Here is a 17,580-nt window from a genome sequence, read left to right as displayed (position 1 = left end):
GGCCGCGTGGGAAGGGCCGGGGGAAGGGAATTCAACATGCTGGGCAGGGTTTGGGCTTTGGGGGCGATGTCGGGCACCTCGCTGGACGGGGTGGATGCGGCGCTGATCGAGACGGATGGTGCCGAAATCCATGCATTCGGCCGCAACGGCTACCGCCCCTATACGCCCGCCGAGCGCGAAGTGATCCGCGCGGCCCTTGGCCAATGGCCCGGCGATGACGGCGTGGAGGCCGCGGCGGAAGTGGTGGAAACCGTGCATGCCGAACTTCTGTCGGATTTCACGGAGGCCGAACTCGTGGGCTTTCACGGCCAGACTTTGGCGCATGAGCCGCAGGGGCGCGGCACGCATCAGGCGGGCTCGGGCGATGTGCTGGCCGAGGTGCTGGGCCGTCCGGTGGTCTGGGATTTCCGCTCGTCCGATGTGAAGCTCGGCGGGCAGGGCGCGCCGCTCGCCCCCTATTTCCACCATGCTTTGGCCCGCTGGATCGGGGCCGAGCAGCCCTTGGTGTTTCTCAACCTCGGCGGGGTCGGCAATCTGACCTGGGTGGACCCGTCCGTGCCCGAGCCGCATCTGCCCGGCGCCTGTCTCGCCTTTGACACCGGGCCCGCCAATGCGCCGATCAACGATCTGATGCAGGCGCGGCGGGGGCTGGACTGTGACGACGGCGGCGCGCTGGCGGCAACGGGCGTGGTGGATCAGACGATCATCGACGATTTCCTGATGCAGGGCTATTTCTTCAAAATGCCGCCGAAGTCGCTGGACCGGAACGATTTTCACGGACTTCTCGACCGGGTCTCGACGCTCGGCGACGCCGATGCCGCGGCCACCCTCACCGCCGCTGCGGCGGCGTCGGTGATCCGCGGCGCCGAGCATTTCCCCCGCCCGCCCGCGAAACTGCTGGTCACCGGCGGCGGGCGGCTGAATGCCACGCTGATGGCGATGCTCTCGGCGGGCCTCGGCTGCCCAGTGGAGCCGGTCGAAAGCGTCGGGCTGAACGGCGATATGCTGGAGGCGCAGGCCTTCGCCTATCTCGCGGTGCGGGTGGCGCGCGGTCTGCCCACCTCGGGGCCGAGCACGACCGGCGTCGCGGCACAGGTGGGGGGTGGTCAGATCAGCCGCCCGGACAATGCCAGCCTCCTGTCGGTGCGCAGCGCGCTCTAGGTGGCCTCAGCGCGGAATGTCAAACCCCGGCGCCGCCAGCTCAAAGCCGCTGAACTGAAAGCCGGGGCTGACGGTGCAGCTGACCAGCGTCCAGTCGCCCAGACTGCGCGCCGCCTGCCAGAACCCGGCGGGGACAATGCCCTGCGGCCGCTCGCCTGCGATCAGATCCGCCCCGAGCAGATGGTCGCGCGCAGGCCCGGCGGCGGTCTCCGCCAGCGACAGGACCAGAGGCGCCCCCGCATGCCAGAGCCAGATCTCGGCGGCATCCACCCGGTGCCAATGGCTCTGCTCGCCCGCCTTCAGCAGGAAATAAATGCAGGTGCCCGCAGGCCGCGCGCCGGGTGCCGCTTCGGCCGCCCAAGTCTGGCGGTAATGCCCGCCTTCGGGATGTGGCGCGAGGTCCAGCAGGGTGATGATCTCTTCGGCTGTCATGGCGGCTCCTGCCTTCTGGTCTTTGCCTGATTGAAAATATCCCCGCCGGAGGCAATAGAAAACCCGCCGGAGGGAGCCTCCGGCGGGGATATTTGGAACGAAGCAAGCCCGGGGGCTTGGACCTTTGGCTGAGGCTCAGCCTTTCAGGATCGAGCGGCCTGCGTATTCGGCGGTTTCGCCCAGCATTTCTTCGATGCGGATCAGCTGGTTGTATTTCGCCAGCCGGTCCGAGCGCGCGAGCGAGCCGGTCTTGATCTGGCCGCAGTTGGTGGCGACCGCCAGATCGGCGATGGTCGCGTCTTCGGTCTCGCCCGAGCGGTGCGACATCACCGAGGAATAACGGGCGCGGTCGGCCATGCGCACGGCGTCCAGTGTCTCGGTCAACGTGCCGATCTGGTTCACCTTCACCAAGAGGGAGTTGGCGCAGCCTTCGGCAATGCCGCGGGCCAGACGTTCCGGGTTGGTCACGAAGAGATCGTCGCCGACCAGTTGGACTTTTTTGCCCAGGGTGTCGGTCAAGAGTTTCCAGCCTTCCCAGTCATCTTCCGAGCAGCCGTCTTCGATCGAGATGATCGGGTAATCGGCGCAAAGGGCGGCGAGGTAATCGACATTCTCCTGGATCGAGAGCGATTTGCCTTCGCCCTTCATCTCGTATTTGCCGCCTTTGAAATATTCGGTCGAGGCGCAATCGAGGGCCAGATAGATGTCTTCGCCCGGTTTGTAGCCGGCTTTTTCGATGGATTTCAGGATGAAATCCAGCGCGTCGCGGCTTGAGGACAGGTTGGGGGCAAAGCCGCCCTCATCGCCGATCCCGGTCGAGAGGCCTGCCGCCGACAGCTCTTTCTTCAGCGTGTGGAAGACTTCCGAGCCCATGCGGACGGCTTCGCGGATATTCGCGGCGGCCACCGGCATGATCATGAATTCCTGAATGTCGATCGGGTTGTCGGCATGTTCGCCGCCATTGATGATGTTCATCATCGGCACCGGCAGGATCCGCGCCGAGGTGCCGCCGACATAGCGGTAGAGCGGCTGCGAGGTGAAATCGGCGGCGGCTTTGGCTACGGCCATCGAGATGCCGAGGATGGCATTGGCGCCAAGGCGGCCCTTGTTATGGGTGCCGTCGAGTTCGATCATCATGCGGTCGATGGCGACCTGCTCGGTGGCATCTTCGCCCACGAGGGCTTCGGCCAGCTCGCCGTTGACCGCGGCCACGGCCTCCAGCACGCCCTTGCCCATGTAGCGCGATTTGTCGCCATCGCGCTTTTCCACCGCCTCATGCGCGCCGGTCGAGGCGCCCGAGGGAACCGCAGCGCGGCCCATGGTGCCGTCTTCCAGGATCACGTCAACTTCAACCGTCGGGTTGCCCCGGCTGTCAAGGATTTCGCGGGCGTGAATGTCGATGATGGTGCTCATGGGGTCCCCCCTGGAGTGGCGTTCGCCTGTCTATAACCCGGTGCTGTGCTTGGGGAAAGGGGTTCAGGCACTCCGGCGTTTCAGGCGGGCTTCGCGGATCAGCGTGTAGAGGCCCGAGGCCACGATGATCGCGCCGCCGAGCAAGGTGGTCAGATCGGGCACCTCGCCGAACACCGCCCAGCCGATGACGATGGCGCAGAGAAGCCGCGTGTAGCGGAACGGGGTCACCGCCGAAGTGTCGCCCATCCGCATCGCGGCGATGAGGGCGAGATAGCCGAGCACGCCGCAGATGATTGCCCCCAGAAGTGCTGCGAATTGCAGCGGGCTGGGCATGCGGGCGCTGTCGCCCATCATCACCATCAGGATCAGGCCCGCCGGGACCAGAATCGCGAAGGCTGAGGTGGAGAGCTGCCAGCTTGAGATGCGTTTGGGCACCCGGCGCGTCACCACATCGCGGATGCCAAGGCCGATGACGCCCATCACCGCGAGAATCGAGAGCGGGTTGAACCCCGAGAGGCCGGGGCGGATCACCACCAGCACGCCCAGAAACCCCACCGTAATCGCCGTCCAGCGCCGCCAGCCGACGGTCTCGCCAAGAAAGAGCGCCGCGCCCAGCGTCACCACCAGCGGCAGCGCCTGCAGGATAGCCGAAGCCTCCGCCAGGGGCGTCAGCGCCACCGCCAGCACAAAGCCCATGGTGCCAATGAGTTCGCCCAGATTGCGCAGCACGACGGTGGGGGCCAGAAGATCGCGCGACCAGATCCGCTCGCGCCGGAAGGCCGCGCCGGTGGCAAAGACCACCGCGCCGCAACCGCCCAGAAGGGCGAGGATCTCGCCCACCGGCAGCGTCTTGGCCAGGGCTTTGACGAACATGTCCTCGACCGCGAAACCCGCCATGGCGGCGATCATCAGCAGACTGGCGCGCAGATTGTCCATGTGGCTCCCCCCGGTGCCCGACAGGGGGCGCCCCAGCCCATAGCGCGACAACCCGGGCGGGTAAAGGGGCGCCAGAGACGGTGCTCAGGTACCGCAGAAGGTCCGCGCCACGCGTTCTTCCGGGCGCGGCGCATCCGAGAGATCGGCCCAGTCGGCGCGGTCCTCAAAGGGCGCTTGCAGCGCGGCATGCAGGCGGTGGAACGGGGCCATGTCGCCCTCGACCGCCGCCTGGATCACCGCCTCGACCTGATGGTTGCGCGGGATGCGGACGGGATTGGCCGCAGCCATCACCGCCTGCGGATCGGCCTCATCCAGCAGCCGCGCCTGCCATCCCGGTGCCCAGCTGTCAAAGGCCTGCGGATCGGCAAATTCGCGCCGTGCCTGCCCGGTGGCCAGGCCGCGGAAGGTGCGGGTGAAATCGGCGCGCTCCACCGCCATCCGGCTCAGCAGCGCCTCGATCAGCGCGCGGTCCTCTGGGCGGGGGGCCGAGATGCCGATTTTCGCCGCGAAGAGGCGCAGCCATTCCGCCTGAAACAGCTCGGCATAGGTGGCGAGCGCCGCCGTCGCCTCCTCGATCGCCGCCTCATCCTCGCCGATCAGCGGCAGGAGCGCTGTGGCGAGTTGCGCCAGATTCCAGGCCCCGATTTGCGGCTGGTTCGCCCAGGCATAACGCCCGCGCTGGTCGATGAAGGAAAACACCGTTTCCGGGTGATAGGCATCCATGAAGGCGCAGGGGCCGTAATCAATGGTCTCGCCCGACACCGCCATATTGTCGGTGTTCATCACGCCGTGGATGAAGCCGAGCGCCATCCAGCGGGCGATCAGCCGCGCCTGCGCTTCGGCCACCAGCCGCAACAGATCCAGCGGCCCGGTGGCCTGCGGGTAATGCCGGGCAATGGTATGCGCGGTCAGCACTTCCAGCGCCTCGCGGTCCTGCCGGGCGGCGAAATACTGGAAGGTGCCCACGCGGATATGGCTGGCGGCGACACGGCAGAGGACCGCCCCCGGGCGGGCAAAGCCATCGCGCGGCACCACCGCCCCCGTGGCGACGGCGGCGAGCGCGCGGGTGGTTGGTACGCCGAGCGCCGCCATCGCCTCCGACACCAGATATTCCCGCACCACCGGCCCCATCCACGCGCGGCCATCGCCCCGGCGCGAAAAGGCGGTGGGGCCGGAGCCCTTCAGCTGAATGTCAAAGCGACCCGCATCGGTCAGAACCTCACCCAGCAGCACCGCGCGGCCATCGCCCAGCTGCGGGTTGAAGCCGCCGAACTGATGCCCGGCATAGGCCTGCGCAATCGGCTCTGCCCCTTCGGGCCAATGGTTCCCGGCCAGCATCTGAACCCCCTCCGGCCCCGCCAGCCAGTCCGGATCCAGCCCGAGGCTGCGCGCAAGATCACTGTTCAATGCCAAAAGCTGCGGCGCGGGCACCGGTTGCGGGTCCTGCGGCACGAAGAAACGCGCGGGCAGGCGGGCATAGCTGTTGTCAAAGGGCAGGGTGGTGGGCAGGGCGGTCATGGCAACTCCTTTGCCCCTGAGAGGGGCCGGGTCCGCGCCCCCGATGCGGAGGCTGGGTCCTTTGGCCCCGATATGGGGCGCGGGCGGGCAAAGGACCAGCCCGAAACCCGCATTTTACCGCAAACCACAGCCTGTTCGAGCCAGTCTGATCGAGCCAGTCTGATCGTCACAGGTTGATCGCGCAAGCCACCGCCTGCGCTGCCCTCAGGGCGCGGTGGCGGCGGGCGCGTTCAACGTGGCAATCCGCCGGGTCAGCATCTCAAAGAACGCCGGCGTGTCGATCTGATCGAGGAACAGCGCATTCGGCGCGCGCCCGGTCACCCCCCACCAATCGGCGACGGTCATCCCCAGGGTCAGCGGCGATTGCGTCTCGATCTCGACATTGATGAAGCGGCCCGCGAAAAGCTCGGGCGCCAGCAGATAGCCGATGACGCAGGGGTCGTGCAGCGGCGCGCCCTCATGGCCGTATTTCGCCACATCGAAACGCTCAAAGAATTCGGTCCAGCTGGCCAAAGCCTCGCCCAGAGTGCCGCCGATGTCGCGGAAACCCTGCACCCGTGCGCGGCTGGTCAGTGCCTTATGCGTCACATCCAGCGGCAAGACCACAATCGGCGCGCCGCATTTGAACACGATTTCAGCGGCTTCCGGGTCAACGTAAATGTTGAACTCGGCGGCGGGGGTGATGTTGCCCACCTCGAAATAGGCGCCGCCCATCAGCACGATGCTCTGAATGCGGCTGGCAATATCGGGCGCGCGCTGCAAGGCGGTGGCGATGTTGGTCAGCGGCCCCAGCGGGCAGAGCGTCACCGTGCCCGGTGCCTCGGCGCGCAGGGTCTCGATGATGAAATCCACCGCATGCTGCGCTTGCAACGGCATCACCGGATCGGGCAGGGCAATGCCATCCAGACCTGTCTTGCCATGCACATGCTCGGCCGTCACTAGCGCGCGGCTGAGCGGTGCGTCGCAGCCCGCAAAGACGCGGGTCCCGGGCTTGCCCGCCAGCTCGCAGATCACCCGTGCGTTCTTTTCCGTCAGCGGCAGCGGTACATTGCCCGCGACGCAGGTGATGCCCAGAACCTCCAGCTCGGGGCTGGCCAAGGCCAGCAAAATGGCCACGGCATCGTCCTGGCCGGGGTCGGTATCAATGATGATCTTGCGCTGCGCGGACATGCTGCCTCCGGGAAATTTTGGCGCAGAGTGGCGAAGGCCGCCGATAATGTCCAGTTGGTAAAAATTCTGCCACGGGCGCGGAAAATTGCGCGCAGATGCCGGAGTTTAACCCCAAATTAACCAGAATTGGCGCCCTAATCTGGCCATAATCCCTCTGCATCTAGGTGGTGTTAACCTTTATGAACGCCCGGCAGTGTGGCCGCCCAAACCCCGACGCTGAAGACCCCGAAGGCTTAACCCCAGAGGCTTGACCATGCATCCTGAAACTGCGACCGCGCCTGAGACCTCGCCTGAGATGACCCTGTTTCTGACCGCCCCGGGCGCCAGCGCCTTGCCGCGGCAACTGGCGCGCTGTCTGGCGCAAGAACGCGAGGCGGGCGCGGGCATCGGCGTTGAGGATGCGCTGATGGGGCGGTTGCCGGGCGGGCTCTCGGGGTTCTTCAGCGATGCCAGCCTGCGCGCCCGCAGCTTTGCCGCGCGGCAAGAGCTGCCGGTGGCCCGGCTGGTGCTGTTGCTGCCGGGGCGCGACACCTATCTGCCGCAACTCTGGCGGCTGCTGGCGCAGCGGCGGCAGATGGTGCCCTTTGCCGAGATGGCCGAGGCGCTGAGCGATGAGCGGCGCGGCTGGCACGAGGTGATCTGCGAAGTGATCGGTGCTGTGGCGCCGAGAGAAACGGTGATCCTGACCCGCGATCCCTGCGCCGCCGAGGTGCTGGATGCGCTGATGCCCGCAGGGGCTGATGCAGCGCGGCTGTCGCAGCTGATCGCGGCTTTGCCCGCGCCGCAAACGGCGACGCAGATCCCCGACACCGGCCTGGCCATGCTGCAACGCCTCTACCGGCAGGGCGTCAGCCTGTCGCCGCGCCAAAGCGCGCGTCTGGCCGCGCATCATGCCCGCCAGCCGCAGCCCGATCCGATCGCCGCCTTCACGCCCGAGCAGGCCGCCCGCCTGCGTGCCCGGGATGCGCAGGACCTGGAAAAGCTGGGCGCGCTGCCGGGGGTGACGGTTGAACAGCACCTGCCGCATCCGATGGTGATTGCCGCCGAATGAGGGCCTGCGCGGCCCACGCAATCCAGCGCCCCCCGTGCCAAAAGTGAAAAAGCCCCGCCATGGCGGGGCTTTTCAATATCAGTGATATCTCCAAGACTTAGCCGTCGAAGTTCACTTCTTCGATCAGCTTCAGCGCCGCCGGGCGCAGCTCGGCCACGTCGGTCAGCGTCAGCGTGTCCGGCGTGAAGCTGCCCCAGCTTTTCACCAGTTCCGAGGCCTCAACGCCCGGCTTCACCGGGAATTCATTGTTGGTTTCGGCATAGATATGTTGCGCCTCGTCCGAGACGAGGAATTCCATCAGCTTCAGCGCGGCGTCCTTGTTCGGCGCAGCTTTGGTCATCGCCACACCCGAAACGTTCATATGGGTGCCGGTCGGGTTGCCTGCGGCATCTTCAAACACCGGGAAGACGATGCGGACGGAATCGGCATATTCCTTTTGCTCCGGATCGGCCAGCATCTGCCCCATGTAATAGGTGTTGCCCAAGCTGATGTCGCATTCGCCCGACCAGATCGATTTCACCTGAGAGCGGTCATTGCCCTCGGGCTTTTTCGCCAGATTGGCCTTCACGCCCAAGAGCCAGTCGCGCGTCGCCTCTTCGCCGTGATGCTTGAGATAGGCGGCGGTCAGCGCGACGTTGTAATCATTGGTGAACGAGCGGGTGCAGATGCGGCCCTTCCATTTCGGATCGGCCAGATCCTCATAGCTCGTCACGTCGCCATCGGCGACGGCCGCTTTGCTGGCATAGACGATGCGGGCGCGGGTGGTCAGGCCGAACCATTGGTTCGCCGGATCGCGGAAGGCGGCGGGAATCGCCGCGGTCAGCGCCGGGTCATCCACCGCCTGCGTCACGCCCGCCTGCACAACCTGTTCCAGCCGCGCGATGTCGACGGTCATCACCAGATCGGCGGGGCTGCGGTCGCCCTCGGCCACCAGACGCTCAACCATGCCGCTGTCGACAAAGGCCACATTGACCGCGATGCCGGTCTTGGCGGTGAAAGCATCCAGCAGCGGCTGCACCAGTTCGGGTTGGCGGTGCGAGTAGACATTCACCTCTTCGGCAACAGCGGCAGAGGTGAGCAGGGGGGCAGCCAGCAGGGTAGTGGCAAGAAGCGCGCGCAGCATCGGGGACTCCTGTGAATGGGTTGCCTGCTTAAACCTTAGCAATTTGCTCAGGTCAAGCTGATGTGGTGGCTTTTGGCCGGGTCGCTTTGCCGCGGCGGCGGGCGGACTGGACAGATCCGCCGCGCGGCGGCACTCTGGGGCGGGGCGTTTGCGCCGGGGAGGGTTGCGGCAGATGGCGGTGGAAGATCCTAAAATCACAGCGTTTTTTGCGCGGGAAGGCCGCTGGCAGGCTGAGTTGCAGGCGCTGCGGTTGCTGTTGCAGGACAGCCCGCTGGAGGAGGTCTTCAAATGGCGCGCGCCCTGCTACTGCTGGCAGGATGCCAATCTGGCAACGCTCTGGGGGCTGAAGGACGCCTGCGTGCTGTCGTTTTTCAAGGGCGTGCTGCTGTCGGATCCGGAGGGGCGGCTGGTCGCGCCCGGCGCGCATTCCCGCGCGGTGCGGCTGCTGAAATTCACCGATCTGGCGCAGATCCGGGCGGGAGAGGCACAGATCCGCGCCTTCATTGCCGAGGCATTGGCGCTGGAGCAGGCGGGGGTAAAGGTGGTGCTGGAGCCCGACGCGCTCGACTGGCCCGAGGAGCTGAGCGCGCGGCTGGCCGAGGATGACGCGCTGGCGGCGGCCTTTGAGGCGCTGACCCCGGGGCGGCAGCGCGGCTATCTGTTGCATTTCACCGGCGCCAAACAGGCGCAAACCCGGGCCGACCGCATCGAAAAGGCGGTGCCGCGGATTCTGGCGGGCAAGGGGATGCACGACCGCTGAGGCGGGCTGCAAACCCTTGCCTTCCGTGAAAACCAAAAGGCCGGGGCGAACCCCGGCCTTGGTATTTTGCGGCGGCCCGGCGCGGGGTCAGGCGCGCTTGCGCTCGGCCTTCTCGGCCTTTTCCAGCGCGGTCAGGGCCTTTTCCCACATGGTTTCGGCCCGGCCCATCGCCTCGCGCGCCTCGGCATGTTTCAACTGCCATTTCGCCGCATCCGCCGCACGACCCGGCAGATAGAGCGACTGATCGGCGAGGATCGCATCAAGCTTGCCCAGCATCTCGCTCAGCTTCTCGACCCGCTCTTCGCATTTGCGCGCCTCGGTGCGCAGGCTGGCCACGGTCTGCGCCGGGGCATTGGCAGCCTTTGCGGCCTTCTCGGCCTTTTCACGCGCGCGCTCTGCCTTGTCGGGTTTCGGCGCGGATTCGCCCAAAAGGTCGCGCCGGTAGGTGTCGAGGTCTTCCTCATAGGGCGTCACCGCCCCATCCTTCACCAGCCAGAGCCGGTCGGCCACGAGGCCCAGAAGGTGCATGTCATGCGCCACCAGAATGACGGCGCCGGAATATTCGGTCAGCGCCTCCACCAAAGCCTCGCGGCTTTCCATATCAAGGTGGTTGGTCGGCTCGTCGAGGATCAGGATATGCGGCGCATCGATGGTGGCCAGAAGCAGCGAAAGCCGCGCCTTTTGCCCGCCCGAGAGCCGCCCGACCTTGGTCTCGGCCTGATCCGCCATCAGCCCAAAGCCCGCCAGACGGGCGCGCTGGCGCGGCTGCCCCTCATTCGGGCGCACCGACTGGATGTGCTGCAAGGGCGTCTCATCCAGGATCAGCTCTTCCACCTGATGCTGGGCAAAGAACCCGATCCGCAGTTTCGAGGAGCGCACGATCTTGCCCTGAATAGGATCAAGTTTCCCCGCCAAGAGCTTGGAAAGCGTGGATTTCCCCTCACCGTTCCGCCCCAGCAACGCGATGCGGTCATCCTGATCGATGCGCAAGGAGAGGTTCCGCAGCACCGGCTTGCCGTCATAGCCCACCGACAGATTGTCCATGGTGATGATCGGCGGCGACAGCTCTTCCGGTTTCGGGAAGGTGAAGACCTGTTTCGCCGCATCTTCCGGTGCGGTGATCGTCTGCATCTTCTCGAGCTGTTTCACGCGGCTTTGCGCCTGCGCAGCCTTGGAGGCCTTGGCCTTGAACCGATCCACGAATTTTTGCAAATGCGCCCGGCGGTCGGCCTGTTTGCGCGCCTCGGCGGTTTGCTGCGCGCGCTGTTCGGCGCGCTGGCGGGCAAACTGGTCATAGGGGCCGGACCAGAGCGTCAGCTTTTTCTCGTCCAGATGCAGGATCGCATTCACCGAGCGGTTCAGCAGGCCACGGTCGTGGCTGATGATGATGACGGTATGCGGATATTTGACCAGATAGGATTCGAGCCAGAGCGCGCCTTCGAGGTCAAGATAGTTGGTCGGTTCGTCCAGCAGCAGCACGTCCGGCTGCGCAAAGAGCACCCCCGCCAGCGCCACCCGCATCCGCCAGCCGCCCGAGAAATCCGAGCAGGGCATCAGCTGTTGGTCGGCGTCAAACCCCAGACCTTTGAGAATCGCCGAGGCGCGCCCTTCGGCGGACCAGGCGTCAATATCCGCCAGACGGGTCTGGATCTCGGCAATCCGGTGCGGATCCTGCGCGGTTTCGGCCTCGGCCATCAGCTCGGCCCGCTCGGTGTCGGCCGCGAGCACCGTGTCCAGCAGCGAGGTCGAGGAGGAGGGCACTTCCTGCGCCACACCGCCGATGCGGGCGCGCGAGGGCAGGCTGATCGCGCCGCCCTCCAGCGTCAGCTCTCCGCGGATCAGCTTGAACAACGTGGTTTTTCCCGCGCCGTTCTTGCCGACAAGGCCCACCTTATGGCCATCGGGAATGGTTGCAGAAGCGCCCACCAGCAGGGGACGGCCTTCGACGGAGTAACTGATATCTGTGATCTTGAGCATGGCAAAGCCAATGCCTGAAGGCGGGCGCGGCGTCAATCGCTGCAAAGCGGCATTGGCGCGCGGCCTGCGAGAAATGCGTTTTTGCCTGTCGGAAAGGCGGGGTTTTCAAGCGCGAAACCGCGTGGTAGCACCGCGCGCAGCATTCGGTCGGCGCCTTTGGCACCGGCCTCCCCCTAACGTCCAACTGAAACGAGACATATCATGGCGATCGAACGCACGCTTTCCATCATCAAACCGGACGCGACCCGTCGCAACCTGACCGGCAAGATCAATGCGAAATTCGAAGAAGCTGGCCTGCGCATCGTCGCACAAAAGCGCATCCACCTGACCCCGGCGCAGGCTGGTCAGTTCTATGCCGAGCACGCTGAGCGTGGCTTCTACGGCGAGCTGTGCGAGTTCATGGCTTCCGAGCCGGTCGTCGTGCAGGTTCTGGAAGGCGAAGGCGCCATCCTGAAAAACCGCGAAGTGATGGGCGCAACCAACCCGGCCAACGCCGATGAGGGCACCATCCGGAAAGAATTCGCCCTCTCGGTCGGCGAAAACTCGGTGCACGGTTCGGACAGCCCGGAATCGGCTGCCCGTGAAATCGCTTTCTACTTCTCGGGTCTTGAACTGGTCGGCTAATCGCCTGCACCGGCGCGCCGCTTCGGCGGCGTGATCAGACCGATCTCATCAAGGATCGCCTCCCAATGGAGGCGGTCCTTTTCTTTTGCGCGGTCGGGCGTCAGGGGGGCCTGCTTCACCTCAGCCTTCAGCGCGTCAAAGGCGCGGCGCAACTCGGCCTTTTCCTTCGGGCCGCAATCATTCCAGGGGCGGCCCTGCAAAGCCATCACCAGCACGTAATAGCCGATGAAATGCGGCGCGAGCCCCGCGCCCAGCCAGCGGCGATAGGCCTCATGCCCACCCAGCGCGCGCAATGTCTCGGCATCGGGGATCCCCGCCTTGATCAGCCCTTCGGCGGTGGCGGGGCCGATGTTGCGGATATCGGTCAAGGGCGTGCCGCCGGTGCCCGTACCGCCATCCCGCGCGGATGTCACAGAGGCATATCTGTCTGGGGTCGCCTCATCCGCCGGACCCACGGGGGCCACTTGTGAGGCAGCCGCCTTGCGCGCCCGGGCACCGGATCGAGGTGCCGTCCCCGCATCCCCAGACGCCGCGGTCATCGGCACCCTGTCCACCGAAACGGCGTCCCCAGATACCGGGTCCTTCTGCAGGTCGGTTGCAGGGGCCGCTCCCGCTTTCGCCGCCGCCTTTTTGCGCGGTACAGGTGCCTCCTGCGGGGTGGCGACGGTCTGAGAAGGAGGTTCGGCTTTGGGGCGGGGCATCGCACAGATCCTGCAAGGGGGTGCGGCATCCTCGCCCGTGTTCTCGTTTTGTGCAAGGGGGTGCGTGGGTTTTCACGCAGGATCTGCAGTGCCCGGCGCCGCCATACCGGCACAAAGGCCACGCGCGTGCGGCTGCGCCGGGTCAGGAAAATGCGGATTGGGATTTGTCGGGCATGTGACGGGCCGGTTTCCCGCCCCACGGTTTGCGCCTGTGCGGGGTATCTCCCGCAGGAATCACGGGGCAGGGCGTCCCCTGCCGGGTTCTGCCGCTGCGGCGGGGCCACAGGGGTCCACAAAGGTGGGGGCCACAACGGTCCGGGGCGACCTTGCGGGGCATGCTATCTGCGCGGCCCCCTGCGGGGCAGCGCTTGCTTTGGCGTGACGCTTCGCTTTGCGTCTCGGGGCCCGGTCCTGAGGGCTGCGCACCCGGGGCCTGTGGCAGGCCCGCGCCGGGCCTCAGCCGACGGTGCCGACGGAGCTCAGATCGCGGCCCAGTCGCGGAACTGCGTCTCTTGTTGGCGCGCGGCCTGAGCTTCGGTCTCGCCGCCCATCTGGGCGCGACCGGCGGTCTTTGCCGCGGCGGTCTTGGTGCTGCTGGCGCCTTGACCCTGCTGGGTCAGTTCAACGGACGCACCGCCCATTTGTTGCATCTCTTGCATCTCTCGTTCCTCATCAAATCACCCCTTGGTTCCTTCAGGGAACACCTGCTTTGGGGCGAAATCGCGGCGCAGGTAGGCCCGCCAGAGATAAGGGTCAAGCAAAATTCTGAAGATTTGATGCTGTTTACGCTACCGTCACGCGGAAGTGAGCCATTTCAGCCGCAGGCGGCCACCATGCCGCGCGGCGTGCACATGCGCAGCACGTCTTCCAGCGGCAGATTGTCGGCCACCAGATCGGCCAGCGTGATGCCATCCATCGTGGCGTAAAACGCATCCACCGCACGCTCCAGCACCTTGCGGAACCGGCAGGCGCCGGCCAGCGGGCAGGTGTTGCTGTCGGGGGCAAAGCACTCGGCAAAGGCCGTGCGTCCCTCAAAGGTGCGCAGCACTTCGCCAATGCCGATCTCGGCCATCGGGCGCGCCAGCCGCAACCCGCCCGCGCGCCCGCGCTGGGTGTCGATGAACCCCTCATGCGCCAAGGTGTTGATCACCTGCGCCAGATGGTTTTCCGAGGCATTGCAGGCCTGGGCAATATCGCTCTTTCGCACGAGGCCCTCGGGGTTGACCGCGCAAAACATCAGCGTGCGCATGGCCAGATTGCTGCGAATGGTCAGTCTCATGTGGGGGCACTCCGCGTTCTCGTGACGCCTTCTTGTAACGCAGCGCGGGCTGCGGCGATTTGATGCAGATCATATTGGGGTTTGCGCCGCGCCCTGCCTCACAAAGGCAGTGCCAAGCGGGCAGGGCCGTTACAGCCGCGCCTGCCTTGACCGCGGTCGCGGCCAGCGGCAATGCTGGGCGCGACCCCTGAGGAGACGCGGATGGCACTGGAAGATGCAAAGACCCAGGTCGATATGGCCTTCACCCGGACCGAGGCACGCGGCCTCGCCTTTGAGAATGCCTTTGGCGGTGCCACCAGCTTTCTGCGCCGCCGCTACACCAAGGATCTGACCGGCGTCGATCTGGCGGTGACCGGCGTGCCGTTCGATCAGGCGGTCACCCACCGCCCCGGCACCCGCTTCGGGCCGCGCGCGATCCGCGAAGCCTCGACCCTGCAGGCCTTTGACGCGCCCTATGGCTGGGGCTTTGACCCGCTGAGCGAGATGGTGGTGGTGGATTACGGCGATGTGGCCTTTGACTATGCCAATGTCGCGGCCTTTCCGACCAAGGTGACCGAGCATATCCGCACCATCCTCGCCTCTGGTGCGGGCAGCATCACCCTCGGGGGGGATCATTTCATCACGTTGCCGATCCTGCGCGCCTATGCCGAGAAATTCGGCCCCATCGCCCTGATCCAGTTCGATGCGCATTCCGACACCTGGGCTGATGACGACATGGACCGGATCGACCACGGCACCTTCCTTTACAAAGCCATCAAACAGGGCCTCGTTGACCCCGCAGCCGCGGTCTCGGTCGGCATCCGCACCGACAACCCCGACACATTGGGCGTCACCATCCTCGACGCCGCCGGGGTCCATGCCGGGGGCATCGCCAGCACCGTCGCCCGGATCAAAGAGGTGATCGGCGACCGCCCCTGCTACATCACCTTTGACATCGACTGCCTCGACCCTGCCTATGCCCCCGGCACCGGCACCCCGGTCTGGGGCGGCCTTGCCAGCTGGCAGGCGGCTGCCCTGCTGCGCGGCCTCGCCGGGATCACCCTCCTCGGCGGCGATGTGGTCGAGGTCTCGCCCCCCTACGACCCGACCGGCATCACCGCCATCGCAGGCGCGCATGTGGCGATGGAGCTGATCGCACTCTACGGCTTCACCCGCCGCTGATCCCGCCAGCCTGCGCGCCGCCGGGGCGCAGCACCAACCGCAACGCCCCCCATCCCCCGACACCTTTCTTCTTGGCAAAAATACCTCGGGGGAGGCGCCGCCAGGCGCCGGGGGCAGCGCCCCCTCTGATCCACGGCGAGAGCCCCTTGACCCAGCCCCGGCTTCACGCCACACCCGGCCCATGCTTCCAGTAGATGCCCTCGATCAGATCACCCGCCGCTTCGAGTTTCTCGAGGCCAAATTGTCATCGGGCGCCGCCCCGGCCGAAATCGCCGCCCTGTCGCGCGAATATGCCGAGCTGAAACCGGTGGTCACCGAGATTGCCGCCTGGAAACAGGCGCTCGCCGATCTCGCCGAGGCCGAGGGCTGGCTCGCCGACCCTGAGATGAAGGCTCTGGCCGAGGATGAGATGCCCCGCCTCAAGGCGCGGATCCCCGAGATGGAGCAAAACCTCCGCATCGCGCTCTTGCCAAAGGACGCCGCCGATGTCCGCCCGGCGATCCTCGAGATCCGTCCCGGCACCGGCGGCGATGAGGCGGCGCTCTTTGCGGGTGATCTTTTGCGCATGTATCAGCGCTATGCCGAGAAACAGGGCTGGAGCTTCCAGATCCTCGAACTCTCCGAGACCGAACTCGGGGGCGTCAAGGAGGCGATGGCGCGGATCGCGGGCGAGGGGGTGTTCGCGCAGCTGAAATACGAATCCGGCGTTCACCGGGTGCAACGCGTGCCCGAAACCGAAGCGGGGGGGCGCATCCATACCTCGGCCGCCACCGTCGCCGTGCTGCCCGAAGCGGAAGAGGTCGATATCGACATTCCCGCCAGTGACATCCGCATCGACACGATGCGTGCGAGCGGGGCGGGCGGCCAGCATGTCAACACCACCGATTCGGCGGTGCGGATCACCCATATTCCCACCGGCCTCGTCGTCACCTCCTCCGAGAAATCGCAACACCAGAACCGCGCCAATGCGATGGCGGTGCTGCGCGCCCGGCTTTATGACATGGAGCGCGCTAGGGTCGATGCCGAACGCGCCTCGGACCGCAAATCGCAGGTGGGCTCCGGCGACCGCTCGGAACGCATCCGCACCTATAATTTCCCGCAAGGGCGGATGACCGATCACCGGATCAACCTGACGCTTTACGCGCTGGCACAGATCATGGCGGGGGATCTGGGCGAGATCATTCAGGCGCTGGTGGCGCAGGATCAGGCCGAAAAACTCGCGGCGATGGAGACATGAGCCGCCCGCCCGCCTATGCCGCCGAACCGCCCCGCGCCGAAACCCTGCTGCGGGCCGCGATTCCCGCCCTGCGCGCGGCGGGGATCGAGGATGCCACCCGCGACGCCCGCCGCCTTTTGGCCCATGCGATGGGCATCCCGCCCGACCGCCTGACCCTGCATTTGCGCGATGATCTGACACCCGCACAGGCCGGGGCCTTTGCGGAAGCGCTCACCGCCCGCTGCGCGCGGCAACCCGTCAGCCAGATCACCGGCACCCGCGCCTTCTGGGGCCGCGATTTCCGCGTCACCCGCGACACGCTCGACCCGCGCCCCGATACCGAGGCGCTGGTGGCCGAAGCGCTGAGTGCGCCCTATGCCCGCGTGCTGGATCTTGGAACAGGAACCGGCTGTATCTTGCTGACATTGCTGGCAGAACGCCCGCAATCGGTGGGACTGGGCGTGGATATCTCGCCGCAAGCCCTCGCCGTCGCCACGGAGAATGCCCGCCTCCTGCGGCTGGAACCGCAGGTGCAATTCCGGGCCTCTGACTGGTTTTCCGAGGTCAGCGGCAGCTTTGATCTGATCGTCTCCAACCCGCCCTATATCGCGGCGAATGAAATGCCGGATCTGGCCCCCGAAGTGCGCGACTGGGAGCCGCATCTGGCGCTCACCCCCGGCGGTGACGGGCTGGAACCCTACCGGATCATTGCCGCCCATGCGCCCGCGCATCTGGCGCCCGGGGGGCGGCTGATGGTGGAAATCGGCCCGACGCAGGGCGCTGCGGTCAGTGGTTTCTTCCGCGATGCAGGCCTGCAGGGGGTGCGGGTCCTGCCCGATCTCGATGGCCGCGACCGGGTGGTGGTGGCCCGGCTCTGATCCCGACGCGGATCCTGCCGAGACACCATCGCCCCCGCATCCCGCCCCCGCCTCCCGCCGCCGCAGCATGGCGGCCAGGGGGGCGGTGATTCTCACGGCCATTGCGACATATATTCGGCGGCAGGCCCGGTTTTGCGGGGAAATCCCCGCAGTTGGGGCAAAAATCCGCCCCGATCCGGC

The 17,580-nt window shown here is 66.3% G+C and carries 17 protein-coding genes; 7 read left to right on the top strand and 10 right to left on the bottom strand.

Annotated features, from left to right (window positions below; translation table 11 throughout):
• The first annotated feature begins 36 nt into the window (after window positions 1-36).
• Window positions 37-1,161, top strand: a complete 1,125-nt coding sequence (locus ACEN2S_RS09995) for an anhydro-N-acetylmuramic acid kinase (protein ID WP_441865720.1) — start codon at window positions 37-39, stop codon at window positions 1,159-1,161.
• A 6-nt stretch (window positions 1,162-1,167) separates the two neighbouring features.
• On the opposite strand, the gene ACEN2S_RS09990 is transcribed toward ACEN2S_RS09995, so the two are convergent.
• The 5 genes from ACEN2S_RS09990 to ACEN2S_RS09970 form a co-directional block, all read right to left on the bottom strand.
• Window positions 1,168-1,593, bottom strand: a complete 426-nt coding sequence (locus ACEN2S_RS09990) for a cupin domain-containing protein (RefSeq protein ID WP_441865718.1) — start codon at window positions 1,591-1,593, stop codon at window positions 1,168-1,170.
• 135 nt (window positions 1,594-1,728) lie between these two features.
• Window positions 1,729-3,006 (bottom strand): phosphopyruvate hydratase, encoded by a 1,278-nt coding sequence (eno, locus tag ACEN2S_RS09985; RefSeq protein WP_441865716.1) that lies wholly within the window; start codon window positions 3,004-3,006, stop codon window positions 1,729-1,731.
• A gap of 63 nt (window positions 3,007-3,069) precedes the next feature.
• On the bottom strand, window positions 3,070-3,942 hold the full coding sequence (locus ACEN2S_RS09980) for a DMT family transporter (RefSeq protein ID WP_441865713.1): 873 nt from the start codon (window positions 3,940-3,942) through the stop codon (window positions 3,070-3,072).
• Between the two features lie 84 nt (window positions 3,943-4,026).
• The gene (locus ACEN2S_RS09975; protein ID WP_441865710.1) at window positions 4,027-5,460 is read right to left on the bottom strand and encodes a protein adenylyltransferase SelO; all 1,434 of its coding nucleotides are present in this window, start codon (window positions 5,458-5,460) and stop codon (window positions 4,027-4,029) included.
• A 204-nt stretch (window positions 5,461-5,664) separates the two neighbouring features.
• Complete coding sequence (locus tag ACEN2S_RS09970; RefSeq protein ID WP_441865707.1) at window positions 5,665-6,630, bottom strand: nucleoside hydrolase; 966 nt, start codon at window positions 6,628-6,630, stop codon at window positions 5,665-5,667.
• Window positions 6,631-6,925: 295 nt separating this feature from the next.
• Between ACEN2S_RS09970 and ACEN2S_RS09965 the strand changes: the two genes are divergently transcribed.
• Window positions 6,926-7,681: a hypothetical protein gene (locus ACEN2S_RS09965; RefSeq protein ID WP_441865705.1), complete on the top strand. Its 756-nt coding sequence runs from the start codon at window positions 6,926-6,928 to the stop codon at window positions 7,679-7,681.
• A 97-nt stretch (window positions 7,682-7,778) separates the two neighbouring features.
• Here the strand turns inward: ACEN2S_RS09965 and ACEN2S_RS09960 are convergent, their stop codons facing one another.
• On the bottom strand, window positions 7,779-8,804 hold the full coding sequence (locus tag ACEN2S_RS09960) for a Fe(3+) ABC transporter substrate-binding protein (RefSeq protein WP_441865702.1): 1,026 nt from the start codon (window positions 8,802-8,804) through the stop codon (window positions 7,779-7,781).
• 178 nt (window positions 8,805-8,982) lie between these two features.
• On the opposite strand from ACEN2S_RS09960, the gene ACEN2S_RS09955 reads away from it, so the two are divergent.
• Window positions 8,983-9,564 carry a YdeI/OmpD-associated family protein gene (locus ACEN2S_RS09955; protein ID WP_441865699.1) on the top strand — a complete coding sequence of 194 codons (582 nt, stop codon included), beginning with the start codon at window positions 8,983-8,985 and terminating at the stop codon, window positions 9,562-9,564.
• Between the two features lie 87 nt (window positions 9,565-9,651).
• On the opposite strand, the gene ACEN2S_RS09950 is transcribed toward ACEN2S_RS09955, so the two are convergent.
• Window positions 9,652-11,541, bottom strand: coding sequence for an ABC-F family ATP-binding cassette domain-containing protein (locus tag ACEN2S_RS09950; RefSeq protein ID WP_441865697.1), 1,890 nt, complete (start codon window positions 11,539-11,541; stop codon window positions 9,652-9,654).
• Window positions 11,542-11,742: 201 nt separating this feature from the next.
• Between ACEN2S_RS09950 and ndk the strand changes: the two genes are divergently transcribed.
• Window positions 11,743-12,165, top strand: a complete 423-nt coding sequence (gene ndk / locus ACEN2S_RS09945) for a nucleoside-diphosphate kinase (protein ID WP_441865694.1) — start codon at window positions 11,743-11,745, stop codon at window positions 12,163-12,165.
• Here the strand turns inward: ndk and ACEN2S_RS09940 are convergent.
• The 3 genes from ACEN2S_RS09940 to ACEN2S_RS09930 form a co-directional block, all read right to left on the bottom strand.
• Window positions 12,162-12,578 carry a TfoX/Sxy family protein gene (locus ACEN2S_RS09940; protein ID WP_441865691.1) on the bottom strand — a complete coding sequence of 139 codons (417 nt, stop codon included), beginning with the start codon at window positions 12,576-12,578 and terminating at the stop codon, window positions 12,162-12,164. The genes ndk and ACEN2S_RS09940 overlap by 4 nt on opposite strands.
• Before the next feature lie 767 nt (window positions 12,579-13,345).
• On the bottom strand, window positions 13,346-13,525 hold the full coding sequence (locus ACEN2S_RS09935) for a hypothetical protein (protein WP_441865688.1): 180 nt from the start codon (window positions 13,523-13,525) through the stop codon (window positions 13,346-13,348).
• A 155-nt stretch (window positions 13,526-13,680) separates the two neighbouring features.
• Complete coding sequence (locus ACEN2S_RS09930; protein ID WP_441865685.1) at window positions 13,681-14,145, bottom strand: RrF2 family transcriptional regulator; 465 nt, start codon at window positions 14,143-14,145, stop codon at window positions 13,681-13,683.
• A 201-nt stretch (window positions 14,146-14,346) separates the two neighbouring features.
• Between ACEN2S_RS09930 and speB the strand changes: the two genes are divergently transcribed.
• The 3 genes from speB (at window position 14,347) to prmC (ending at window position 17,400) form a co-directional block, all read left to right on the top strand.
• Window positions 14,347-15,306, top strand: coding sequence for an agmatinase (gene speB / locus ACEN2S_RS09925; protein ID WP_441865682.1), 960 nt, complete (start codon window positions 14,347-14,349; stop codon window positions 15,304-15,306).
• A 181-nt stretch (window positions 15,307-15,487) separates the two neighbouring features.
• Entirely contained in the window at window positions 15,488-16,543 is a 1,056-nt protein-coding gene (gene prfA, locus ACEN2S_RS09920; protein WP_441865679.1) for a peptide chain release factor 1, read from the top strand.
• Window positions 16,540-17,400, top strand: coding sequence for a peptide chain release factor N(5)-glutamine methyltransferase (gene prmC / locus ACEN2S_RS09915; protein WP_441865676.1), 861 nt, complete (start codon window positions 16,540-16,542; stop codon window positions 17,398-17,400). The genes prfA and prmC overlap by 4 nt, the downstream gene beginning before the upstream one ends.
• Window positions 17,401-17,580 lie beyond the last annotated feature (180 nt).

The sequence above is a fragment of the Phaeovulum sp. W22_SRMD_FR3 genome, assembly GCF_052113705.1.
Lineage (GTDB): Bacteria > Pseudomonadota > Alphaproteobacteria > Rhodobacterales > Rhodobacteraceae > JBGQOG01.
The sequence above is the reverse complement of the archived record's forward strand: the minus strand, read 5'-3'. Positions and strand labels throughout refer to the sequence as shown.